This window comes from Arthrobacter sp. RAF14 (genome assembly GCF_052114185.1).
Classification (GTDB): domain Bacteria; phylum Actinomycetota; class Actinomycetes; order Actinomycetales; family Micrococcaceae; genus Arthrobacter_E.
The window spans coordinates 1,297,095-1,319,825 of the sequence record NZ_JBFREG010000001.1 but is presented as its reverse complement, the minus strand read 5'-3'; the positions used below and the strand labels follow the sequence as shown (position 1 = coordinate 1,319,825).

23 protein-coding genes are annotated in these 22,731 nt (G+C 68.2%); 12 read left to right on the top strand and 11 right to left on the bottom strand.

What is annotated here, in order from left to right; all coding sequences use genetic code 11:
- Nucleotides 1-65: 65 nt before the first annotated feature.
- Nucleotides 66-1,268 carry a glycogen synthase gene (gene glgA / locus AB4Y75_RS06220; protein WP_441434977.1) on the bottom strand — a complete coding sequence of 401 codons (1,203 nt, stop codon included), beginning with the start codon at nucleotides 1,266-1,268 and terminating at the stop codon, nucleotides 66-68.
- A gap of 101 nt (nucleotides 1,269-1,369) precedes the next feature.
- On the opposite strand from glgA, the gene glgC reads away from it, so the two are divergent.
- The 3 genes from glgC to pepN all read left to right on the top strand — a co-directional run bounded on the left by glgC (nucleotide 1,370) and on the right by pepN (nucleotide 7,076).
- Nucleotides 1,370-2,821: a glucose-1-phosphate adenylyltransferase gene (glgC, locus tag AB4Y75_RS06215; protein ID WP_441434976.1), complete on the top strand. Its 1,452-nt coding sequence runs from the start codon at nucleotides 1,370-1,372 to the stop codon at nucleotides 2,819-2,821.
- Between the two features lie 103 nt (nucleotides 2,822-2,924).
- Complete coding sequence (locus tag AB4Y75_RS06210; RefSeq protein ID WP_441434975.1) at nucleotides 2,925-4,376, top strand: SDR family NAD(P)-dependent oxidoreductase; 1,452 nt, start codon at nucleotides 2,925-2,927, stop codon at nucleotides 4,374-4,376.
- Between the two features lie 87 nt (nucleotides 4,377-4,463).
- On the top strand, nucleotides 4,464-7,076 hold the full coding sequence (gene pepN / locus AB4Y75_RS06205; protein ID WP_441434974.1) for an aminopeptidase N: 2,613 nt from the start codon (nucleotides 4,464-4,466) through the stop codon (nucleotides 7,074-7,076).
- A 68-nt stretch (nucleotides 7,077-7,144) separates the two neighbouring features.
- Here the strand turns inward: pepN and AB4Y75_RS06200 are convergent, their stop codons facing one another.
- From AB4Y75_RS06200 to AB4Y75_RS06170, 7 genes are all read right to left on the bottom strand, one after another.
- Nucleotides 7,145-7,852, bottom strand: a complete 708-nt coding sequence (locus AB4Y75_RS06200) for a Type 1 glutamine amidotransferase-like domain-containing protein (protein ID WP_441434973.1) — start codon at nucleotides 7,850-7,852, stop codon at nucleotides 7,145-7,147.
- Nucleotides 7,849-8,907 (bottom strand): lipoate--protein ligase family protein, encoded by a 1,059-nt coding sequence (locus AB4Y75_RS06195; RefSeq protein ID WP_441434972.1) that lies wholly within the window; start codon nucleotides 8,905-8,907, stop codon nucleotides 7,849-7,851. The genes AB4Y75_RS06200 and AB4Y75_RS06195 overlap by 4 nt, the downstream gene beginning before the upstream one ends.
- Nucleotides 8,908-9,024: 117 nt before the next feature.
- Nucleotides 9,025-9,279: a type B 50S ribosomal protein L31 gene (locus tag AB4Y75_RS06190; protein ID WP_066213029.1), complete on the bottom strand. Its 255-nt coding sequence runs from the start codon at nucleotides 9,277-9,279 to the stop codon at nucleotides 9,025-9,027.
- Nucleotides 9,280-9,394: 115 nt separating this feature from the next.
- Nucleotides 9,395-9,805 (bottom strand): NAD(+)--rifampin ADP-ribosyltransferase, encoded by a 411-nt coding sequence (gene arr, locus AB4Y75_RS06185; protein ID WP_441434971.1) that lies wholly within the window; start codon nucleotides 9,803-9,805, stop codon nucleotides 9,395-9,397.
- Between the two features lie 39 nt (nucleotides 9,806-9,844).
- Nucleotides 9,845-10,651 carry a TrmH family RNA methyltransferase gene (locus AB4Y75_RS06180; RefSeq protein ID WP_441434970.1) on the bottom strand — a complete coding sequence of 269 codons (807 nt, stop codon included), beginning with the start codon at nucleotides 10,649-10,651 and terminating at the stop codon, nucleotides 9,845-9,847.
- 7 nt (nucleotides 10,652-10,658) lie between these two features.
- The gene (locus AB4Y75_RS06175; RefSeq protein WP_441434969.1) at nucleotides 10,659-11,444 is read right to left on the bottom strand and encodes a sulfite exporter TauE/SafE family protein; all 786 of its coding nucleotides are present in this window, start codon (nucleotides 11,442-11,444) and stop codon (nucleotides 10,659-10,661) included.
- 12 nt (nucleotides 11,445-11,456) lie between these two features.
- Nucleotides 11,457-12,242, bottom strand: coding sequence for an ABC transporter ATP-binding protein (locus tag AB4Y75_RS06170; RefSeq protein ID WP_441434968.1), 786 nt, complete (start codon nucleotides 12,240-12,242; stop codon nucleotides 11,457-11,459).
- A gap of 64 nt (nucleotides 12,243-12,306) precedes the next feature.
- Between AB4Y75_RS06170 and serB the strand changes: the two genes are divergently transcribed.
- Nucleotides 12,307-13,227 carry a phosphoserine phosphatase SerB gene (serB, locus tag AB4Y75_RS06165; protein ID WP_441434967.1) on the top strand — a complete coding sequence of 307 codons (921 nt, stop codon included), beginning with the start codon at nucleotides 12,307-12,309 and terminating at the stop codon, nucleotides 13,225-13,227.
- Between the two features lie 97 nt (nucleotides 13,228-13,324).
- On the opposite strand, the gene AB4Y75_RS06160 is transcribed toward serB, so the two are convergent.
- On the bottom strand, nucleotides 13,325-14,068 hold the full coding sequence (locus AB4Y75_RS06160) for an SDR family oxidoreductase (RefSeq protein ID WP_441434966.1): 744 nt from the start codon (nucleotides 14,066-14,068) through the stop codon (nucleotides 13,325-13,327).
- A 56-nt stretch (nucleotides 14,069-14,124) separates the two neighbouring features.
- Nucleotides 14,125-14,850 carry a beta-ketoacyl-ACP reductase gene (locus AB4Y75_RS06155; RefSeq protein ID WP_441434965.1) on the bottom strand — a complete coding sequence of 242 codons (726 nt, stop codon included), beginning with the start codon at nucleotides 14,848-14,850 and terminating at the stop codon, nucleotides 14,125-14,127.
- A 124-nt stretch (nucleotides 14,851-14,974) separates the two neighbouring features.
- Between AB4Y75_RS06155 and AB4Y75_RS06150 the strand changes: the two genes are divergently transcribed.
- From AB4Y75_RS06150 to AB4Y75_RS06140, 3 genes are read left to right on the top strand one after another with little or no spacing between them, the layout of a single operon-like run.
- A complete protein-coding gene (locus AB4Y75_RS06150) occupies nucleotides 14,975-15,460 on the top strand; it encodes a DUF3099 domain-containing protein (RefSeq protein WP_441434964.1) in 486 nt (161 codons plus the stop codon).
- On the top strand, nucleotides 15,457-15,759 hold the full coding sequence (locus tag AB4Y75_RS06145) for a hypothetical protein (RefSeq protein ID WP_441434963.1): 303 nt from the start codon (nucleotides 15,457-15,459) through the stop codon (nucleotides 15,757-15,759). Before AB4Y75_RS06150 ends, AB4Y75_RS06145 begins: the two co-directional genes overlap by 4 nt.
- Nucleotides 15,760-16,749, top strand: coding sequence for an SURF1 family cytochrome oxidase biogenesis protein (locus tag AB4Y75_RS06140; RefSeq protein ID WP_441434962.1), 990 nt, complete (start codon nucleotides 15,760-15,762; stop codon nucleotides 16,747-16,749). It abuts the gene before it with no gap.
- A gap of 117 nt (nucleotides 16,750-16,866) precedes the next feature.
- Here AB4Y75_RS06140 and AB4Y75_RS06135 read toward each other — a convergent pair whose 3' ends face one another.
- Nucleotides 16,867-18,468: an ABC-F family ATP-binding cassette domain-containing protein gene (locus tag AB4Y75_RS06135; protein ID WP_441434961.1), complete on the bottom strand. Its 1,602-nt coding sequence runs from the start codon at nucleotides 18,466-18,468 to the stop codon at nucleotides 16,867-16,869.
- A gap of 229 nt (nucleotides 18,469-18,697) precedes the next feature.
- On the opposite strand from AB4Y75_RS06135, the gene AB4Y75_RS06130 reads away from it, so the two are divergent.
- The 5 genes from AB4Y75_RS06130 to AB4Y75_RS06110 all read left to right on the top strand — a co-directional run bounded on the left by AB4Y75_RS06130 (nucleotide 18,698) and on the right by AB4Y75_RS06110 (nucleotide 22,703).
- Entirely contained in the window at nucleotides 18,698-19,375 is a 678-nt protein-coding gene (locus AB4Y75_RS06130) for a biotin transporter BioY (RefSeq protein WP_441434960.1), read from the top strand.
- Between the two features lie 17 nt (nucleotides 19,376-19,392).
- A complete protein-coding gene (locus AB4Y75_RS06125) occupies nucleotides 19,393-20,100 on the top strand; it encodes an energy-coupling factor ABC transporter ATP-binding protein (protein ID WP_441434959.1) in 708 nt (235 codons plus the stop codon).
- Nucleotides 20,097-20,753: an energy-coupling factor transporter transmembrane component T family protein gene (locus AB4Y75_RS06120; protein WP_441434958.1), complete on the top strand. Its 657-nt coding sequence runs from the start codon at nucleotides 20,097-20,099 to the stop codon at nucleotides 20,751-20,753. Before AB4Y75_RS06125 ends, AB4Y75_RS06120 begins: the two co-directional genes overlap by 4 nt.
- A gap of 85 nt (nucleotides 20,754-20,838) precedes the next feature.
- Nucleotides 20,839-21,306, top strand: coding sequence for an Lrp/AsnC family transcriptional regulator (locus tag AB4Y75_RS06115; protein WP_441434957.1), 468 nt, complete (start codon nucleotides 20,839-20,841; stop codon nucleotides 21,304-21,306).
- Nucleotides 21,303-22,703, top strand: a complete 1,401-nt coding sequence (locus AB4Y75_RS06110; protein WP_441434956.1) for an aspartate aminotransferase family protein — start codon at nucleotides 21,303-21,305, stop codon at nucleotides 22,701-22,703. The genes AB4Y75_RS06115 and AB4Y75_RS06110 overlap by 4 nt, the downstream gene beginning before the upstream one ends.
- The last annotated feature ends 28 nt before the right edge of the window (nucleotides 22,704-22,731 follow it).

The window sequence follows — 22,731 nt, the reverse complement described above, 5'->3', positions numbered from 1 at the left end:
AGGCGAAAGCCCCCTGCGTCGGACGGCGCAGGGGGCTTTCGCGTGGAGTCGGCAGTGCCAGGCTGTCAGTCCTGCGGCAGCACCGAGCGGTAGACGTCCAGGGTGGTCTGCGCGATCGAGTCCCAGGAGAAGTTCTCCTCAGCGCGGCGGCGGCCCGCTTCACCCATCGCACGCGCCTTCGCCGGGTCGGAGACCACCTGATTGAGCGCGGCCGCGAAATCGTCGACGAACTTCTGCGGATCCAGCGGTGTCCCCGTGCCGTCGGTGACCTGCTCCAGCGGCACCAGCAGGCCCGTCTCGCCATGGGCCACCACCTCGGGGATGCCGCCCGTCGCACTCGCCACGACCGCGGCGCCGCACGCCATGGCCTCGAGGTTCACGATGCCCAGCGGCTCGTAGATCGACGGGCAGGCGAAAGCGGTGGCGTGGCTGAGCACCTGGATGAGCTCGCGGCGCGGCAGCATGCGTTCGATGAGCACCACGCCGTCCCGCTCGGCCTGCAGCCCGGCGATCAGCTCAGCCGTTTCGGCCGCGAGTTCGGGCGTGTCCGCAGCGCCCAAGCACAGGACGAGCTGGACATCGGCGGGAAGCTGCTGCGCCGCGCGCAGCAGATACGGGACGCCCTTCTGGCGGGTGTTCCGGCCGACGAAGACCACGCTGGGACGTGAGGGGTCGATGCCCAGCGCGCGCACGGCGTCGTCGTTCTCATCGCGTTCCCACAGGGAGACGTCGATGCCGTTGTGCACCACGTGCACCTTGGCCGGGTCGACGTTCGGGTAGCAGCGCAGGATGTCCTGCCGCATGCCCTCGGACACGGCGATGATGGCCGCAGCCGCTTCATACGAGGTCTGTTCCACCCAGGAGCTGAGACGGTATCCGCCGCCCAGCTGCTCGGCCTTCCACGGGCGGAGCGGCTCCAGGCTGTGGGCGCTCAGGACGTGCGGGATGCCGTGAAGCAGCGAGGCGAGATGGCCTGCCATGTTGGCGTACCACGTGTGGGAGTGGACCAGATCCGCGCCGGCGACGTCGGGCACGATGCTGAGATCGACGCCGAGTGTCTGGACGGCGGGGTTCGCGTCCTTGAGCTCCACGGGGGTCGCATAGCTGCTCACCGTGGCGCCGTGGAAGTCGGAATCCCGGGCCGCGCCGAAGGCGTGAACCCTGAGATCGACGTGCGAAGCGAGGACACGACTCAGCTCGGCAACGTGCACTCCGGCGCCGCCGTAAATATCCGGCGGAAATTCTTTGGAAACAATATCGATTCGCACGTTTACAACGTAGTCCCAAGTGCCCAACTGATCTAGTGTGAATCGTGTTCGGTGGTCTACATGACGGCCGTCACACTCGGATCGTACGCAGGAGTACCCATATGGCACTGAAAAAAGTCCTTGCAATAGTCCTGGCCGGCGGAGAGGGCAACCGGCTCATGCCGCTCACGGCTGACCGGGCCAAACCGGCGGTGCCCTTCGCGGGCAGTTACCGACTGATTGACTTTGCTTTGTCAAACCTGGTGAACTCCGGTTATTTCAAGATCGTGGTGCTCACGCAGTACAAGTCCCACAGCCTTGACCGGCATATTTCCGAGACGTGGCGCCTGTCCACCCAGTTGCAGAATTATGTGGCCTCGGTGCCGGCGCAGCAGCGCATCGGCAAGAGCTGGTTCCTGGGCAGCGCCAATGCCATCTACCAGTCCCTCAATCTCATCCACGATGCCCAGCCGGACATCGTGGTGGTGGTCGGAGCGGACCACGTGTACCGCATGGACTTCCAGCAGATGGTGGCACAGCACATGGCGAGCGGCGCCAAGGCGACCGTCGCGGCCGTCCGTCAGCCTCTCGAGATGGCCAATCAGTTCGGCGTGATCGAGGTGGACCAGGAGGACGCCTCCAAGATCTCCGCCTTCGTCGAGAAGCCTGCCAGCACGCCGGGGCTCGCCGCAGCGCCGGATCAGTTCCTGGCGTCCATGGGCAACTACGTCTTCGACGCGGACGCCCTGGTCGAGGCGCTGACCCTCGACGCCGAACGCACCGACACGAAGCACGACATGGGCGGGGACATCATCCCGTACTTCGTGTCCCGCGGTGAGGCCGGGGTGTATGACTTCACCACCAATGAGATTCCCGGCGCCACCGAACGCGACCGCACCTACTGGCGTGACGTGGGCACGATCGACTCCTTCTACGACGCCCACATGGACCTGATCTCGCCCGTGCCGGTGTTCAACCTGTACAACCGGGACTGGCCGATTTTCACCCGGCAGACCATCTCCCCGCCCGCCAAGTTCGTGAAGGGCCGCAACAACACGGTCGGCACGGCGCTCGATTCCATCGTGGCCAACGGCGTGGTGGTCTCCGGCGGCATCGTGGAAGGCTCGGTGCTCTCCAACGACGCCTACATCGAGGCGGGCGCCCGCGTGCTCGACTCCGTGCTGATGGACAACGTCTACGTGGGTGAAGGGGCGATCGTCCGCCGCGCCATCCTCGACAAGAACGTCCGGGTCCCCAAGGGCGCCACGATCGGCGTCGACCCTGAACTGGACGAGGCCCGCGGCTTCAAGGTCACCGAGTCCGGTATCACCGTGCTGTCCAAGGGTCAGCCGGTGCCGGAACCGGACGAGGAGGAGCTCGCCCTCTCCCGGAGCCTGCGGGGCACCGTTCCGGAGAGCGTCAAGGCCGCCGTCGAGGAGTACGACGAACTGAAGGCGGCCATCGACAAGGTCTCGCTGGTCCAGACCGAGACCACGGAGATCCCGGCCGGCACGGCCGGCACCGACGAGGACGACGCCGATGCCAAGGTGACTCTGGACGCCAAGGGCTCCTGAACCTCACCATCCCGTCAGTGACGACGAGCGGCGGGCGGCCCGACGAGGACGCCCGCCGCTCGCTCGTCCCGAGCACCGGGCCAGGCGCACTAAAATAGGGGAAATGACCACCCCCGAACTCACCCCGGATGAGATCGAAGCCTGTCTCAAAGTCCTCAACTCGATTCACGTGTACGACGAGGACGATCCGGACTACATCGCCGTCCGCCGCGCCACCGGCAAGATGTTCAAGGCCGTGAAGCGCCACCGCCGCAACGAGAAGCGTGATGCGATCGCCGAGGCGGATCGCGCCGTCATGGCTCTCACCGCGACCGCCGCCCCGGACCGGATCGACGACGAGACCCGGGGCAACAAGCTCTCAAGCTCCGCCACGGGAGAGATCGCGGGCCACCTCATCAGGTCCCGCCCCTGCTACATCTGCAAGCAGCACTACACGCAGGTGGATGCGTTCTACCATCAGCTGTGCCCCGAGTGCGCCGCCATGAGCCACGCCAAGCGGGACGCACGCACCGACCTCACGGGGCGCCGGGCGCTCCTGACCGGCGGGCGCGCGAAGATCGGCATGTACATCGCGCTGCGACTGCTCCGCGACGGCGCCCACACCACCATCACCACCCGGTTCCCCAAGGACGCCGCCCGCCGCTTCGCCGCGATGGAGGACAGCGCCGACTGGCTGCACCGCCTGCGGATCGTCGGCATCGATCTGCGCGATCCGTCCCAGGTGATGGCTCTGACCGACTCCGTCGCGGCGGCCGGACCGCTCGACATCATCATCAACAACGCGGCGCAGACCGTACGCCGTTCCGGCAACGCCTATCAGCCCCTGGTCGAGGCCGAGGACGAGCCCCTGCCCGCCGCTCTTCAGGAGGGCAACGGCGGCCCCGAGCTGGTGACCTTCGGGCACGCCCACGACAAGCACCCGCTGGCTCTGGCCTCCAGTGTGCTGGAACACCCGGTGCTGGCGGGCGATGCGATCACCTCGCTCGCCCTGTCCACGGGATCGGCCTCGCTAGAGCGCATCGCGGCGGGCACGGCCATCGACGCCGGCGGCCTGGTCCCGGACCTGGCCACGATCAACTCCTGGACCCAGGTGGTGGACCAGGTGGACCCGCTGGAGATGCTGGAAGTCCAGCTGTGCAACGTGACGGCGCCGTTCCTGCTGGTCAGCAGGCTGCGGGACGCCATGCGCCGGTCCACCGCCCGTCGCAAGTACGTGGTCAACGTCAGTGCCATGGAGGGACAGTTCTCCCGGGCTTACAAGGGGCCGGGCCACCCGCACACCAATATGGCGAAGGCCTCCCTGAACATGATGACCCGCACGAGTGCCGGTGAGATGTTCGAGAGCGACCGGATCCTCATGACCGCGGTGGACACCGGCTGGATCACGGACGAACGCCCGCATTACACCAAGGTCCGCCTGATGGACGAAGGATTCCACGCGCCGCTGGACCTGGTGGACGGCGCGGCCCGCGTCTACGATCCGATCGTCATGGGCGAAGCCGGCGAGGACCAGTACGGGGTCTTCCTGAAGGACTACAAGCCGTCCCCCTGGTGAGCACCTCACCCGGAAGAACTGGCGGCGGCTGGCCGGTGGAGACGCCACTTCACCGGCCGTGACCGCCTCACATGGTTAAATGTTCGGGTGCAAAACCAGAATCTCAAACTCGTCGAGGCGCAGGACCGCTCCGCCGCGGTGAAGACGCTCAGCTATGACGTGACCCTGGACGTCCGCGACGCCGAGAACCCGGCTGCGGCGTGGTTCCCCAGCGAAAGCGTCATCACCTTCGAAGCCCGCCCGGGCGGCTCGACGTTCCTGGATTTCATCGGGGACAGCGTACAGGCGGTGTTCCTGAACGGTAAGAAGCTGCCCGTCGACGAAGTGGTGGACGGCAGCCGGATCCGCCTGGACGGCCTGCGGGAACTCAACCAGGTGACGGTTCTGGCCCGTGCGCTGTACAGCCGCTCCGGCGAGGGGCTGCACCGCTACGTGGACCCGGTGGACGGCAAGACCTACCTCTACACGCAGTACGAGCCGGCGGATGCCCGACGCGTCTTCGCCAACTTCGAGCAGCCGGACCTCAAGGCCCGCTACACCTTCCACGTCACCGCCCCGGCGCACTGGCACGTCGCGTCGAACGGCGCCGAGACGGCCCGCACTCCCCTGGCGAGTGACGCTCAGGCGGCCCGCTGGGACTTCGACGAGACCCTCCCGATGAGCACGTACATCACCTCGGTCCTGGCGGGACCGTACTTCAAGGCCGAGGACAGCTGGACGGGTACGGACGCCGACGGCGAGCCGCTGGTGGTCCCGCTGGCGCTCTACTGCCGCGAGTCCCTGGCCGGCTCCTTCGACACGGAGGAGCTCTTCGCCCAGACCAAGCGCGGCCTGGACTTCTTCTCCGAACTCTTCGACTACCCGTACCCCTGGGGCAAGTACGACCAGGCCTTCGTGCCGGAGTACAACCTCGGGGCCATGGAGAACCCCGGCCTGGTCACCTTCACGGAGGAGTACGTCTTCGCGTCCAAGGCCACCCAGGCGCAGTATGAGCAGCGCGCCAACACCCTGCTGCACGAGATGGCGCACATGTGGTTCGGCGACCTGGTCACCATGCAGTGGTGGAACGACCTGTGGCTCAAGGAGTCGTTCGCCGACTTCATGGGCACACTCGGCGTCGACCGTGCCAGCGACTTCACCACGTCCTGGGTGAACTTCGCCAACCAGCGCAAGGCCTGGGCCTACGTCCAGGACCAGCTGCCCACCACCCACCCGATCGTGGCGGACATCCCCGATCTGGAGGCGGCCAAGCAGAACTTCGACGGCATCACCTACGCCAAGGGAGCCGCAGTCCTCAAGCAGCTGGTGGCCTATGTGGGCTTCGACGCCTTCATCGAGGGCGCACGCCAGTACTTCCGCAAGCATGAATTCGGCAACACCACGCTCGCGGACCTGCTGAATGAACTGGACGCGGCCTCCGGCAAGCAGCTCGCCGACTGGTCGCGGGCCTGGCTGGAGACCTCCGGGATCTCGACGCTGCGGCTGGAGATCCAGGACGACGACGGCGTCATCACCGCGGCCGGCATCGTCCAGGACGCGGTCGACCCGGTCACCGGCGCCACTGCCCTGCGCCCCCACCGCCTGCGTCTGGGCCTGTACGAGCCGGATGAGAAGGGCCGCCTCGTCCGTGCCGAGGTGCTGGACCTGGATGTGGACGGCGCCGAGACGGAGGTTCACGCCCTGGCCGGGCGCACCCGCCCCGCGCTGGCCCTGCTCAACGACGATGACCTGAGCTACGCCAAGATCCGCCTGGATGACGCCTCCTACGAGACCGTCACCGAACACCTGGATCTCCTGGACGATCCCATGGCCCGGGCGCTCTCCTGGAATGCCGTGTGGAGCGCCACGCGGGACGGCCTCCGCCCCGCGGTCGAGTACCTCCGGATGGCGATGCGCTTCGCCCACACGGAGGGCACCATCGGCGTCCTCCAGTCGGTCCTGAGCAACGCCGTCCTGGCGGTCAACCACTACGTGCCGGCCGCCGACCGGGAGCAGGTCCGGGACGAACTGACGGTGACCGCCGTCGAACGCCTGCAGAACGCTCCGGCGGGATCCGACGAACAGCTCGCCTGGGCACGGTGCGTGATGGCGCTCAGCCTCAACAGCACCAAGGCTCTGCACCTGATCACCGGTCTGCTGGGCGGCGGCCGCCGGGTGGACGGGCTGACGCTGGACACGAAGCTCCGCTGGGCGGCGTTGCAGGCTCTGGCCGCGCACGGCCGCCTGGACCGGACCGCGCTCGACGCCGAACTGGCCCGCGAGGACAACGCGGACGCCCGCGCGGGACACGCGCTGGCCGTGGCGGCCCGTCCCACCGCGGAAGCCAAGGCCGAGGCGTGGGACGCCTGCGGCCCGGACACCCAGCTCTCGAACCGCAACTTCAGCGCGACCATCGCCGGCTTCATGACCGGGTCGGCCAGGCTGCTGGCGCCGTACGAGGAGCCGTACTTCGCGCGGCTCACCGAGGTGTGGAGCTCCATGAGCATCGGGATGGCGAGCCGCCTGGTTCTCGGGTTCTTCCCGGACGCGCAGGACCTCGTCGACGGTCAGGCACCCGCTGAGCACCCCACCGTCGTGCGGTGCGATGCCTGGCTGGCGGACCACGAGGACGCACCTCGCGCCCTCCGCCGGCTCATCCTCGAAGAGCGGGACAAGCTGGTCCGCTCGCTGAAGGCGCAGGCGGCGGGTTCGCGCGCCTGATCGGTTCCGGCGAAGACGCGGCAAGGGCCCGGCGGATCGTCCGCCGGGCCCTTGCTGTATCCCGTGGCTCAGCCGAGCAGACGCAGAGGGATCTCGCGCTCGACGGCGGTGCCGCCGGCGTCGAGCTCGACGCGGAAGGCCTGGCTGCCGGCCCGCTCGGCGAATCCGTCGCTCAGCCCGCCGTCCCGGAAGACCAGCGCGGCGTAATCGTCCACCGCGCAGCCGGCCGGCAGGGAGCCGTCGGCGACCCACCCCAGGTACCGTTCACGGCGTCCCGGCTCGCCGCGGTAATGCGGGCACGCGCTCCCTCTCAGCAGGCCGAGTCCATCGTTCAGGGGTGCCAGGGGACCAAACGAATCCGTGGAGGACGCCTCGTACCAGCAGTTCATCCCGGCGCTGATCCCGGCAAGCACCGTGCCCTGCGCCGCGGCCTGCTCCACCAGCTCTGAGACCCCGTGCCGTCTCCACAGTTCCAAGAGGTTCACGGTCGAGCCGCCGCCCACATAGACCACGTCCTGGTCGAGGAGCATGGCCGGGTCCGTGTAGCCCCACGGGTCACGGCAGAAGAGCGAGAGCACGGACGTCGTCGCGCGCCCGCGGAAGGCGTCCTCGAAGCGCCGGATGTAGCCGCCGTCGTCGCCGCTCGCGGTCGGCACGAAGCAGACTTTCGGCTGGGACGAGCCGCTCAGGGCGAGGATCTGATCATCGATCAGCGAGGCGCCGTCCTTCGCCATGGAGAACCCGCCGCCACCGAGAGTCACCACTGTGCCTCTCATGGCACCCGGTGCAGCCACTCGGGAGTGGAGAACTTGCTCGCGGCGAGCTCGCGTGCGGCGGCCAGCTCGGCCTCGCCGAGTTCGGCACGGACGGCGCCATACCGCTCCGCGAAGACCTCCATCATGACGTCGATGATCGCCAGCCGGTCCAGGCCCGCCTGGTGCTTCAGCGGATCGACACGCTTCTTCGCGCTCCGGGTGCCTTTGTCCGAGAGCTTCTCCTGCCCGATCCGCAGGACCTCGACCATCTTGTCCGCGTCGATGTCGTAGCTCATGGTGACGTGGTGCAGCATGCCGCCGTTGGCCAGCCGCTTCTGCGCGGCGCCGCCGATCTTGCCCTGGTCCGTGGCGATGTCGTTGAGGGGGACGTAGCGTGCCTTCACGCCCACCCGCTCCAGGGACTCCAGGACCCAGGCGTCCAGGAAGGCGTACGACGCCTCGAAGCTCTGCCCGTCCACCAGGCTCTGCGGCAGATAGAGCGAGTACGTGATGCAGTTGCCGCCCTCCATGAACATGGCCCCGCCGCCGCTGATGCGGCGCACCACGTTCACGTGGTGCCGGGCGACGCCTTCAGGGTTCAGTTCGTTGCGGTAGGACTGGAAACTGCCGATGACGACGGCGGTCTCCTCCCAGTCCCAGAAGCGCAGGGCGGGGCGGCGCTCCCCTGCCCCGACGGCCCGGGTGAGGACCTCGTCGAGGGCGACGTTCACCTCGGTGGGCAGGACGCCGGGGCCGATCAGCTCCCACTCGTGATCCCGCCAGGTGCTGGCCAGACCCAGGGCCCGGCGGACGGCCGTGGCGACCGACTCGGGGCTGAAGCCGAAGAGCTGGGAGTTGACGGGCAGGGCGTCCTTGATCCGGCCTGCCAGGACACTGCTGGGCGAGTCCGCGGGCGCGCCTTCCAGTGCGGCGTTGATGGCGTCCAGGGCCTCGTCCGGTTCCAGGAAGAAGTCGCCGCTGATGGAGACCTCCGCCAGCTTCCCGTCGCTCACCCCCAGGTCCGCGACCACCAGTTTTCCTCCGGGAACCTTGAACTCACCATGACGCTTGGGCATGTCATCCAGCCTATCGCTCTGGCTGGTCCCTTAAAGCTGGTCCCTTAGGACGGCCTGCCCGTTAACGCCGGAAGGGGCCACAGCCGAGCTGTGGCCCCTTCCGGGAAGGCAAGGAGATTACTTCTTGCCGAAGCCCTTGAAGCGAGCGTTGAAGCGCTCCACGCGGCCGGCGGAGTCCATGATGCGCTGCTTGCCCGTGTAGAACGGGTGCGACTCAGAGGAAACTTCCACGTCGATGACGGGGTAGGTGTTGCCGTCTTCCCACTCGATGGTCTTCGAGGAGGTCGCGGTGGAGCGGGTCAGGAACTTGACGCCGGAAGCCAGATCGTTGAAAACGATGGCCTGGTACTTCGGGTGGATATCAGACTTCATCTTGGGGCCTTTGTTCGCGCCACTGGATTTTGCCAGCGGCAGGGATGATTCGGTGGCCATGACGGCCAGCTGTCAACTCTACAGCATCGGCCCCCGGCCGGGCCAACCGAAGAGGTCAGTTGATGATCTCCGCGCGCTCGTCCTCCCGGATCGCGGCGAGCCGGTCACGCCAGGCCTGCAGCGCCTCCGGGGTCAGGCGCGTCCAGTCGGTCACCTCTCCGACGATTCGCAGCGGCTCGGTGCTGCGGTAGGAGCGCGTGGGGTTGCCGGGGAACTTCTTGTCTGTCACGTTCGGGTCGTTCTCGAAGTCGCCGGTGGGCTCCACCTCGTAGACCCGAGGCTCACCGTCCCCGGCGGCGAGTTCCGCGGCCAGCCCGGCCCCGTCCCGGAGCGCGGTGAAGTAGATGTGATTCATCACGATCTCCGGCTTGTAGTTGGACCGGAACCCCGCGGTGAGAAAGTCGCCGGCTTTCAGATCGGCCTTGGTGCCGTGAAAGAACGGCCCCTCATCCAGTGCTTCGCTCATGAGACCACGGTAGCAACGCGGGCCTGGTTTCACACCGCCCTAGCGCGCCCGCAGCTCCCAGAACGCGACGGCGGACGCAGCCGCCACATTGAGCGAGTCCACACCGGGGCGCATGGGGATCTCCACCGCGACGTCGGCGGCCTCCAGAGCCGCGGGCGTGACGCCGGCGCCCTCGGTCCCGAGGATCAGGGCGAGCCGTTCCGGATTGCGCGCCGCGAGGGCGTCGATGGTCAGGGACTCCGGCGTGAGCTCCATGGCGGCCACCGTGAAGCCCGCAGCCTGCAGCTCGCCGACGCCCTCCGGCCACGAATCCAGCCGGGCCCACGGAACCTGGAAGACCGTGCCCATGCTGACGCGGATGGACCGCCGGTACAGCGGGTCGGCGCACCGCGGTGTCACCAGCACCGCGTCGATGCCCAGGCCCGCGGCGCTGCGGAACATGGCGCCGAGGTTGGTGTGGTCCGTGATGTCCTCCAGCACGGCGAGCCGCCGCGCGCCGTCGAGCACGTCAGCCAGCGCACGGGGCTCGGGGCGCTCCATGGCCGCCAGCGCTCCGCGGTGCAGATGGAATCCGGTGATCTCCTCCAGCACGGCGGACTCCCCCACGTAGGCCGGGACGTCCGGGAACCGCTCCAGGAGGTCTGCGAGGTCCTTGATCCACTTCTCCGTGAGGAAGAAAGACCGCGGCCGGTGACCGGCGGCGATTGCACGGCGCACCACGCGGGAGGACTCAGCGATGTACATTCCGCGCTCCGGCTCGGTCTTCAGGCGCAGCTGAACGTCGGTGAGGTTGCGGTAGTCGGCGATCCGGGGATCCGAGGCGTTCTCAAGGGCGATGAAGGGCACCCAAGGATTATGCCAGCAGCTTGCCCAGCATCACGGCCAGGGCGACGAGGCCCAGTACGACGATCACCGTCCGGAGCACCGTGGGCTTGAGCTTCTGCCCGATCCTCGCCCCCAGCAGTCCGCCGATCAGGGACGAGACGGCGATGAGTCCCACCACGGGCCAGCTGATCCGGTCGAAGGCGAAAAGGAGATAGGACGCCGCCGCGACCACGTTCACGGCCAGGACCAGGAAGTTCTTCATCGCGTTGGCCTGCTGCATGGTGCCCGCCATGAACACCCCGAGGATGCCCACCAGGAGGACGCCCTGCGCCGCCACGAAGTAGCCGCCATACACGCCCGCCAGGAACACCAGGACCAGGAGGAGGACCCCATGGTTCTTGTCCCTCAGGGCATTGCCGGGCACCTGCTCACGGTTCCTCACCCAGCGCTGCAGCCGGGGCTGGAAGACCACCAGGAGCAGCGCGCACACGATCAGCACCGGCGCGACGTACTGGAACACCTCCTCCGGGAGATGCAGCAGCAGATACGCTCCGGTCACACCACCCAGCAGCGATGCCGGCATGAGCGTGGCCAGGGACCGCCAGCGGCCCTGCAATTGCTTCCGGTAGCCGAGGGCGCCGGAGACGTTGCCGGCGATCAGGCCCATGGCGTTGCTGATGGAGGCCGTCACGGGAGCGGTCCCGAGCGCGACCAGCACCGGGAACGTCACCAGGGTTCCGGAACCCACCACGGTGTTGATGGTCCCGGCCCAGATGCCCGCAAGGAAGATCAGCGCGCCATGCAGCCACTCCATGACGGGCGGAGCCTAGCTGCGGGCGCGGGCGGTGTACCGTCCCGCGTCCTGCGTGACCGTGAGCGGCAGGCCGAACGTGGTGCTGAGGTGTTCCTCGGTCAGGACGTCCGCGATCGGACCGGCCGTGACCACCTCGCCGTCACGCAGCAGCAGCGCATGGGTGAACGACGGCGGCACCTCCTCGAGGTGATGCGTCACCAGGACGGTCACCGGGGAGAGCGGGTCGGCGGCCAGCTTCGACAGCTCGGCGACGAGCTCTTCGCGGCCGCCGAGATCCAGCCCGGCGCCGGGCTCGTCCAGAAGCAGGAGTTCCGGGTCCGTCATGAGTGCCCGCGCGATCTGGGTGCGCTTGCGCTCACCCTCGCTCAGGGTGGCGAACTGACGGTTGAGAAGGGGACCCATGCCCCAGGCGTTCAGAAGGCGGAACGCGCGGCGCTCATCGGCGCGCTCGTAGCCTTCGCGCCAGCGGCCGGTCACGCCGTACGCAGCGGTGACCACCACATTCAGGACGGTCTCGTCCTCCGGGATGTGGCTGGCCAGAGCGGCGGAGGAGAGCCCGATCCGGGGGCGCAGTTCGAAGACGTCCACGCGGCCCAGGCGCTCGTCGAGGATGTCCACCGTGCCGTCGCTCGGGTGCATGCGGGCGCCTGCCAGCTGGAGCAGCGTGGTCTTGCCCGCGCCGTTCGGACCGAGCACCACCCACCGCTCGCCGTCGTTGACCTGCCAGGAAACATCGTTCAGAAGTGTTTTCCGGCCCCGGCGCACCGAGACATGGCTCAACTGGAGGACTTCGCTCATGACATAAAACCCTAGGGTAAAAGTGGGTTCCATGGATAACCGCAACGCTGGCTACCATGGCTGAATGCAGTCACACTTCTCCGCCCTCGCGTATGCCCCGGAACTCTCCCCCGCAGCCCTTCAGGAGGCGTCCGCCGTTCTCGCACGGCACGGAGCGGTGGAGGGCGAGTGGCGGCCCGTCGCGGCGGAGGGCTTCCAGGCGGCCGAGCTGACCGTCGTCGCCCCTGCCGATGCGGATGCCGCGTCCGTGGTGCCGGAGCAGTGGATCGTCTCGGCACGCGAGGCGCTCTCCGAGGCATCGCTGAGCATGGACGTGGCGGTCGTGCCGTCCGCGCTGCGTTCCGCCGAGCGGAAGTTCCTCATCATGGACGTGGACTCGACCCTCATCCAGCAGGAGGTCATCGAACTCATCGCCGCCCACGCGGGGAAGGAAGCCGAGGTGGCCGCGGTCACCGAGGCGGCCATGCGGGGCGAACTCGACTTCGCCGAGAGCCTGCACCACCGCGTCGCTCATCTGGCCGGTCTCCCCGTGTCGGTCTTCGAGGAAGTCCGCGCCGCCGTCCGGTTCAGCGAGGGCGCGCAGCGTCTGGTGGACGCCTTCCACGCCGCCGGGCACCGGGTGGCCGTGGTCTCGGGCGGCTTCAACCAGATCCTGGAGCCGCTGGCCGGCGAACTCGGCCTCGACTACTGGCTGGCCAACGACCTGGAGGTCCAGAACGGCGTGCTGACCGGCCGGGTGGCGGGCGACGTCGTGGACCGCGCCGCGAAGGCGAGCCGTCTGCGCGAGTGGGCCCAGGCCTCCGGCGTGCCGCTGGAAGCGGCGATCGCGGTCGGCGACGGCGCGAACGACCTGGACATGCTCGCCACGGCCGGTCTCGGCGTGGCCTTCAACGCCAAGCCCGCGGTGCAGGCCGCCGCGGATGCCGCCATCAACGTGCCGAATCTGGATGCCGTGGCGGTCCTGGCGGGTGTCCCGCTGGCCTGAGCCGGATCTCCAGGCCGGACCAGCCCAGACCAGTCCGAACGACGACGGCGGCCGCACCCACCGGGTGCGGCCGCCGTCGTCGTCTCAGCAGCGGGCGTTACTTCTGGAAGTGTCCCGCGCCGCCGGCGTACTCGGTGTGGCCCGTGGGGACGTCGGCCGTCACCATGCCGGCCACCTCGACTCCGAACTCCTCCACCGTGAAGAGCTTGCCGGCTTCGGCGCGGCGCTCGGCGATCGCACCGGGACGGGCGCGGTCCAGCAGGGTGGCCGTCACGGTGCCCTCGATCATGTCGCCGGAGATGACCACGAAGCTGATGCCCTTGGCCTCAAGCGCCGGGATGAACTCGCGGAGCGCGGTCTCACCGGCACGCTTGCTGCGCGCCACCGGCTCGTACTCCGGCATGGTGGGCACGGTGTCGATGAAGTGGGCCTGGTGGCTCGTGACGAACACCACGCGGGACCCGGCCGGCATGACGGCCGTGGCGGTCTCCAGCATCTTGACCTGCGCGTCGCGGTTCAGGCGCAGGGCGTAGTCCTCACCCAGGCCGGACTCCATGCCACCGGAGGCGTTGAGGACCAGGATGTCCAGGCCGCCGAAGTTCTCCTGGGCGGCGTCGACCAGTGCCTGCGCGCCGTCTTCGGCGGTCAGGTCCGCGGCGACGGCCACGGCACGGCCACCGGCCTCGGTGATCTGCTGCACCACCTTGTTGGCCCGCGGGGCCTTCTGACGGTAGTTGACCACCACGGCCGCACCCTCGGAGGCGAGGATCTTGGCCACTTCGGCCCCGATGCCGCGGGACGAGCCCGTGACGATAGCTGTCTTGTTGTCCAGAGTTCCCATATGTGCTCCTTGGAATCAGGGAAGAAATTGAGGCGGAATCGCGCGAAGCGGAAGAATCAGTGGCCCATGCCCAGTCCGCCGTCCACCGGGATGACGGCGCCGGAGATGTAGGCGGCCTCGTCGCTGGAGATCCAGCGGACCACACGCGCCACCTCCTCGGCCTCGGCGAAGCGTCCGGCGGGGATGGTGGACAGGTAGTTCTTCTGGGTGTCCTCGGGGAGTTCGGCCGTCATGTCCGTGTTGATGAAGCCGGGCGCCACGACGTTGGCGGTGATACCGCGCGAGCCGAGTTCGCGGGTCAGCGAGCGGGCCATGCCCACCAGACCCGCCTTGGACGCGGAGTAGTTGATCTGCCCCGGCGAGCCGTACAGGCCCACCACGGAGGAGATGAACACCACACGGCCCTTGCGCAGGCGGATCATGCCCTTGATGGCGCGCTTGAGGACGCGGAACGAACCCGTGAGGTTGGTGTCGAGCACCGAGGTGAAGTCGTCCTCGCTCATGCGGAGCAGCAGGGTGTCCTTGGTGATGCCGGCATTGGCGACCAGGACCTCCACGGGACCGTGGGCCTCTTCGACCTGCTTGAACGCGGCATCGAGCGAAGCCTCGTCCGTGACGTCCGCCTGGACTCCGAGGATCCCCTCCGGCAGTTCCGTGGCGGTCCGGTACGTCACCGCGACCTTGTCACCATTGGCCAGGAACTCCTGGGCGATGGCCAGTCCGATGCCCCGGTTTCCGCCGGTGACCAGGACGCTGCGGCCCGTGGTGCTCTGCTCGCTCATGCACGCTCTCGCTTCCATACTCATCATTCGATACGGATTGCATCCTATCGGTCCGCTCGTTTTTGGGCTCATGGCACACGGTGCGAGAATGGATGTGAAGCATATTGGAGCGTGAGTGAGAACCGTGACGAACCAGCAAGGCGGAGGACGGCACCACCGGTCGGCCCAGGACGCCGAGGTCGTGAGCATCACCGACGCCGGTGCCGCGCATTCCGATGAGATCCGCTCCCGGATGATCAAGTACGCCGTCGCCATGGGTATCCGCATGGTCTGTCTGGGTCTCCTGTTCGTGCTGGACGGCTGGTTCAAGCTGATCGCCGTGGCCGGCGCCGTCTTCCTCCCGTGGTTCGCCGTCATCATCGCCAACGGCGGGGACAAGGCCGAGACCCCCAGCGACCACCTGATCGGAATGCCCCTGCAGGCGGCGCTTCCGGCCGAGCCGACGGAGGATGCCGCCGATCCGGCCGGCTCTGATCCGGCTGACGCCCCCTCTTCTGATTCTGAGGATTCTCCCGAGGACGGCTCCGGCATGATCATCCAGGGTGAGATCGTCGAGTCCGGCCCGGCCCCCACTCCGCACCGGAAGCACCAGGAGGGCGACGCCGCATGAGCTTCTTCGACGCACTGAGCCAGGCTGGGCCAGGACGGAGTCCCCAGGCGGCCCCCGAGGCGATCTGCTCCCGCAAGGGCTGCCGCGCCTCCGCCGCCTGGCAGGTGCTGTGGAACAATCCGAAGATCCACACGCCGGAACGCCGCAAGGTCTGGCTCGCCTGCCAGGAGCACCGCGACTGGCTCGAGGACTATCTCCGGCAGCGCGCCTTCTGGAAGGAGACGGTGCCGTTCGACCAGTCCTCGGCGCAGTCCTCCGCCCCCGCCACGGACCCCCACCCGGCAGGAGATCCGGCTTAGATGTACCGCTTCCTCTTTTCCCGCCGCTGGATGGGCTATTTCGTCCTGGCCATCATCTTCGCCATCGCGTGCGTGTTCCTGGGCCGCTGGCAGATGGACCGCCGCGCCGAGACGCAGGCCAACATCAACCGGATCGTCGGTAACTACAACTCCGTCCCGGTGCCGTTCAGCCAGGCGAAACCGCTGTTCGTCCACATGGACACCGCGCGCGAATGGTCGCAGGTGACCCTGCACGGCAAGTACCTGCCTCAGGACCAGCTGATCGTCCGTAACAGGACCCTGAACGGCCAGCCCGGGTATCAGGTCCTGGTGCCGTTCCGGGTGGATTCCGGGGACACCGTGATCGTGGACCGGGGATTCCTGCCGATCGGCAACAAGGAGAACGGCAGGCCCGACTCGATCCCCGACGCCCCGCGCGGCGAGGTGACCGTGGTGGTGCGGCTGCGTCCGTCCGAGCCGGCCCTGGACCGCGGGGCTCCCACGGGCCAGATCGCCTCGATCGACCTCGGCCAGTACGCCGGACAGGTCACGTACCCGCTGCTCACCGGGGCGTACGGCAGGATGGCGTCGGAATCCCCCGCACCCCCGGTGGCCCCGATGCAGCTGCCCATGCCGGACACGGACGAGGGCACGCACCTGTCGTACTCACTCCAGTGGTTCGCCTTCGGTGTGCTCATGATCCTGGGCTTCGGTTATGCCGCGCGTCAGCAGGCCAAGAACGACGCCCTGGATGCCGAGGACGCCGAGCTGGCGCGCGCGGCCGCGGCGGCAGGCGAGGCGGACGACGACGGCGCGCAGGACGGCGGGGAGCCCGGCCCGGACTCCGCTCCGGCGCAGGGAGCCGCGCCGCCGTCGTCGCACACGGCGGCGAAGTACTGGCGGCAGAACCGCAAGAACGCCGAGCGCAAGACGGCTCAGCGGCGCGCAGCCGGGCGCCGGACCGCCGAGGACGAGGAAGACGCCATCCTGGACGCGCAGGGCTTCAAGTAGGCGGAGCTTCAGGGGCTGACTGAAAATCCCCGGTCTTCCGGACATTCCCGTGCGCTGCAGCAGCGGGGAATGTCCGGAAGATCGGGGATTTCGGCGTCCTGACGCCGGGCCGCAGGATCAGGCCAGCGTGATCAGGTCCAGGTAATCGGCGTTCCAGAGGTCCTCGACGCCGTCCGGGAGCAGCACCACGCGCTCCGGGTTGAGCGCCTCGACAGCGCCCTCATCGTGCGAGACCAGCACCACGGCGCCCTGGTAATTGGCCAGGGCCCCGAGGATCTCGGCACGGCTGGCCGGATCCAGGTTGTTGGTGGGTTCGTCGAGCAGCAGCACATTGGCGCTGGAGGCCACGATGGTCGCCAGGGCCAGACGGGTCTTCTCACCACCGGAGAGCACACCGGCGGGCTTGTCCACATCGTCACCGACGAACAGGAACGAACCCAGGATGCTCCGGACCTCGGTGTCCGTCATGTGCTGCGGCGCGGACGAGCGCATGTTCTCCAGGACGGTCCGGTCATGGTCGAGCGTCTCGTGCTCCTGGGCGTAGTACCCGATCTTGAGCCCGTGCCCGGCGATGACCTCGCCCGTGTCCGGCGCGTCGACGCCGGCGAGCATGCGCAGCAGCGTCGTCTTGCCGGCGCCGTTCAGCCCCAGCACCACCACGCGCGAACCGCGGTCGATCGCCAGATCCACGTCCGTGAAGATCTCGAGCGAACCGTAGGACTTGCTCAGGCCTTCGGCGGTCAGTGGCGTCTTTCCGCACGGCGCGGGATCGGGGAAGCGCAGGGCCGCCACGCGATCCGAGGCACGCACCTCCTCCAGACCGCCCAGCATGCGCTCGGCGCGCTTGATCATGTTCTGCGCGGCGGTCGCCTTGGAGGCCTTGGCGCGCATCTTGTTCGCCTGGTCGAGGAGGACGGAGGCCTTCTTCTCGGCGTTGGCACGCTCACGACGGCGGGCGCGCTCGTCGGTCTCGCGCTGCTGGAGATAGCGCTTCCAGCCCATGTTGTAGTAGTCGATCGTGGAGCGGTTCGCGTCCAGGTGGTAGACCTTGTTGACGGTCGCCTCGAGCAGCTCCACATCGTGACTGATCACGATCAGGCCGCCCTGGTGGCTCTTGAGGAAGTCCCGCAGCCAGGCGATGGAGTCGGCGTCGAGGTGGTTGGTGGGCTCGTCGAGGAGCATGGTGTCCGCACCGGAGAAGAGGATGCGGGCCAGCTCGACACGACGGCGCTGACCGCCGGAGAGCGTCTTGAGCGGCTGATTCAGGATGCGCTCGGGCAGGGCGAGGTTGGCGGAGATGGTGGCCGCCTCGGACTCGGCCGCATACCCGCCGCCGGCCAGGAACTCGGCCTCGAGCCGGTCGTAGCGGTTCATGGCCTTCCGGTGCACGGCCTCGTCCTCGCTGGCCATCTCGACCTGCGCCTTCTTGAGCTTGCGCGTGATGACGTCCAGCCCACGGGCGGAGAGGATGCGGTCCCGCGCGAGCTGCTCCATGTCCGGAGTACGGGGGTCCTGCGGCAGGTAACCGATCTCCCCAGCACGGTTCACGGTGCCTCCGGCCGGCACCCCCTCGCCCGCCAGCACCCGGGTGAGCGTCGTCTTGCCCGCGCCGTTGCGGCCCACCAGGCCGATCTTGTCGCCCTTGTCGATGCGGAACGTCACCTGATCCATGAGCAGGCGCGCTCCAGCGCGCAATTCGAGGTCTTGGACGCTGATCACGTGAGTGCCTTCCGGTGGATTCAGGGGTGCCCGCTGCGCCGTCTGCGACAGCGCGTGTGCACGTCACGTGCAGGGGGCCTCATCGATTCTACCGGCACCTGCCTCACGCCCCGTCACCGCCGTCCGGTCCCCGGAGCCGGGACCCTGGAGGAACCCCATCAGGGAATCCGGATTTCTTAGGAGGATCGTCACAAAATAGGCCCTCTCAAGCGGTTCTAGGGTGGAGCGCATGGCACAGCTGAAAGAGGAGACCGTGATGGATCAGACGTCCACAGCCGCGAGTGAGGCCCGCACGCCTGAGCGCTGGGGGGCCAGGGATCTCGCACTCGTGGCGGTGTTCGCGGCCCTGGTGGCGGCGTCGGCGCTCGTCCCGGGCATCAGCATCGGGGGCGTCGGCGTGCCGATCACCATCCAGACCCTGGCCGTGGTGCTGACCGGACTGGTGCTCGGCGGTCCGCGTGCCATCGCCGCAGTGGGCCTCTACGTGGTGCTCGGCCTGGCCGGTCTCCCGATCTTCTCCCAGGGCCGCGCCGGCCTGGGAGTCCTGGCGGGTCCCTCCGCCGGTTACATCATCGCCTTCCCCCTGGTGGCGGGCCTGGCAGGTGTCCTGGCGACCCGGGTGCTGCGCAAGCGGCTCAAGCCCCGGACGCTCTGGTTCTTCCTGGCCGCCTTCGGCAGCAGCCTGCTGCTGACCCACACGTTCGGCCCGCTGGGGATCATGATCAACGGGCGCACGAGTCTGTCCGCCGCGTTCCTGGCGGACCTCGCCTTCTACCCGGGCGACATCCTGAAGAATCTCGTGGCGGCGCCGGTGGCCGTCGCACTGCACCGCGCCTTCCCGGACATCCTGCTGCGCCGCGCGACCGCGCAGCGTGACGTGGCGGCGATCCCGGCCACGCGGAACTGAGCGGGGATCACGGTTCCATGAGCGCTCTCGAACTGCGCGACGTCGTCGTCCGGATCCCCTCCGACGACGAGCGGCCGGCCCGCACCATCCTCGAGGTGCCCTCGCTCCGCCTCGATGAGCCGCGCATCGGGGTGCTCGGCGCCAACGGCTCGGGCAAATCGACGCTGCTCCGTCTGCTGAACGGTCTGCAGGAGCCGAGCTCCGGCACCGTGACGGTGCACGGCCGGGACACACGACGCGAAGGGCGCGCCGTCCGGGCCGAGGTGGGCTTCGTGTTCACCGATCCCCTGAGCCAATTGGTCATGCCGACCGGCCGGGAGGACCTGGAACTCTCCCTGCGCCGCACCGTGCCCCGCAAGGAGCGCCGTACCCGCGCCGAGGAGATCCTGCGCCGCTTCGGCCTCCTCCACCTGGCGGACCAGAGTGTCTACGAGCTGTCCGGCGGCGAACGGCAGCTCATGGCGCTGGCGAGCGTGCTGGCCGTGGAGCCCCGGGTCCTGGTGCTCGACGAACCGTCCACCCTTCTCGACCTCCGGAACCGGGAGCTCCTGCGCTGGACCCTGTCCGGCCTGCCGCAGCAGATCGTGCTCGCCACTCATGACCTGGAGCTGGTCCTGGACATGGAGCGGGTGCTGGTGGTGGAGGACGCCCGGGTGGTGTTCGACGGCGGAGCGGAAGCCGCCGTCGCGCACTACCGCAGGCTCTGTCTCGCCGAGCGCGCATGAGCGCCGCACGCTATCCCCTGGGCGACTACGTGCCCGGCGAATCGTGGCTCCACCGGGCGCCCCTCGGCGTGAAGTTCCTGGGGGTCCTGCTCCTGGGCCTGGGCACGTTCTGGCTCAAATCCTGGGGTGCGTCCGTTGCGGTTCTGGCACTGATGGTGCTGCTGTTCGCCTCGGCCCGGCTGGGCGCCCGACGGCTCCTGCGCCTTCTGTCCGGGCCGGCTCCCCTGCTCCTGGCGGTATTGGTGTTCCAGTGGTGGCAGCTGGGTCCCGCGCAGGCGGTCAGCATCGTGGCGAACGTCTACGCGTGCATCGTGGCCGCCTCGCTGCTCACCCTGACGACACCCGTGCCCGCGCTGCTGGACGGCGTGGTGTCCGCGGCCCGTCCACTGAAGCGGATCGGCGTGGACCCCGAGCGGCTGGCCCTGGTCATCGCCATCACGCTGCGCAGCATCCCCTATCTGATCGGCACGTTCTCCGCGGTGCGGGACGCCGCCCGCGCCCGTGGCCTGGAGAGGAACCCGAGGGCCCGCGCCATGCCCGTGCTGATCGCCTCGGTGGCGTACGCCCAGAGGACGGGTGACGCCCTGGCCGCGCGCGGGCTGGGCGACGCCGTCACCCCGGAGAATCCCACCCGGGATCCCGCCACTTCCTGAGCGAAAGCTATGAATTCCATCGTTGCTGGAACCATTTTCAACTGATTCCGTTGCTTAATCGCGAGTTTTGCCACAGAATCGGAAGATGAGCCGTGGAAAGAACGCCATCCAGCTCGACGAGACGTCGAAGCGATTGGTGGAACTCCTTCAGGAAGACGGGCGCCGGTCCTATGCGGAACTCGGCAAGGCCGTCGGCCTGAGCGAGGCCGCCGCCCGGCAGCGCGTGCAGAAACTCATGGACGCCGGGGTCATGCAGATCGTGGCCGTCACGGATCCCATGAGCCTGGGCTTCCACCGGGTGGCCATGATCGGGGTGAAGACCACTGGTGACACCCGCCGCGTGGCCGACAGCCTGGCCCAGCTTCCGGCCGTCTCCTATCTGGTGCTCAGCGCGGGGTCCTTCGACATCCTCGCCGAGCTGGTGTGTGAGGACGACTCAGACCTGATCGACCTGCTCAACAGCCAGATCAGGACCATCGACGGCGTGGCATCCACGGAGACGTTCGTCTATCTCGAACTCCGGAAACAGAAATACGGTTGGGGAACACGATGAGAACACCTTTCAGCCCTGAGGGACCGCACAACACCGCAGAACTGCAGGAGAAGGCGGCCAGGCATCTCTGGCCCCACTTCACCTCCCGCAAGGTGCTCAATGACGGCATCCCGGTCGTCACACGCGGCGAGGGGCACCACATCTACGACGCCGACGGGCGCAAGTACATCGACGGCCTCTCGGGCCTGTTCGTGGTCAACGCCGGCCACGGCCGCCAGCGCATCGTGGACGCGGCGGCCCGGCAGATGAAGCAGCTGGACTTCATGCCGATCTGGTCCTACGCCCATCCGGCCGCGATCGAGCTCTCCGAACGGCTCGCCTCCTACGCGCCCGGTGAGATGAACAAGGTCTTCTTCACCACGGGTGGCGGCGAGGCCGTGGAGTCCGCGTTCAAGCTGGCCAAGCACTACTGGAAGCTGCGCGGCAAGCCCATGAAGCACAAGGTGATCTCCCGCGCGGTCGCCTACCACGGCACCCCGCAAGGCGCCCTGGCCATCACAGGCATCCCGGACATGAAGAAGTTCTACGAGCCCCTGACGCCGGGCGGGCACCGTGTGCCGAACACCAACTTCTACCGCGCCGCCGAGATGGGCGCCCCGAGCGACGATCTCGAGGCGTTCGGACAGTGGGCCGCGAACCGGATCGAGGAGTCGATCCTCTTCGAAGGTCCGGACACCGTGGCCGCGGTCTTCCTCGAACCGGTGCAGAACTCCGGTGGCTGCTTCCCGCCGCCGCCCGGCTACTTCCAGCGCGTGCGCGAGATCTGCGATCAGTACGACGTGCTCCTGGTCAGCGATGAGGTCATCTGCGCGTACGGCCGGGTGGGCGACTTCTTCGCCTCCAAGGCCCTCGGGTACGAGCCGGACATCATCACCTCCGCCAAGGGCATCACCTCCGGCTACCTCCCGCTCGGCGCCATGATCGTCTCGGACAAGGTTTCCGAGCCGTTCAACTCGGTGGAGAACACCTTCTATCACGGCTTCACCTTCGGAGGGCACCCGGCTGCCGCCGCGGCCGCGCTGGAGAACCTCGACATCTTCGAGGAGGAGGACCTCAACGGCCGCGTCCGGGAGAACTCCCCCCTGTTCCGCGCCGAACTGGAGAAGCTGCTGGATCTGGACATCGTGGGCGATGTCCGTGGCGAGGGGTACTTCTTCGGCATCGAGCTGGTCAAGGACAAGGCCACCCGTGAAACCTTCAACGCGGAGGAGTCGGACCGCCTGCTGCGCGACTACCTCTCCCCCGCACTCTGGGACGCCGGGCTGTACTGCCGCGCCGACGACCGCGGTGACCCCGTCATCCAGCTCGCGCCGCCGCTGACCATCGGCCCGGCCGAGTTCAGCGAGATCGGCGGCATCCTCCGCTCCGTGCTGAAGGACGCCTCCGCGAAGATCTGACCTGGCCGCCCCGGCATCCGATCCCGCC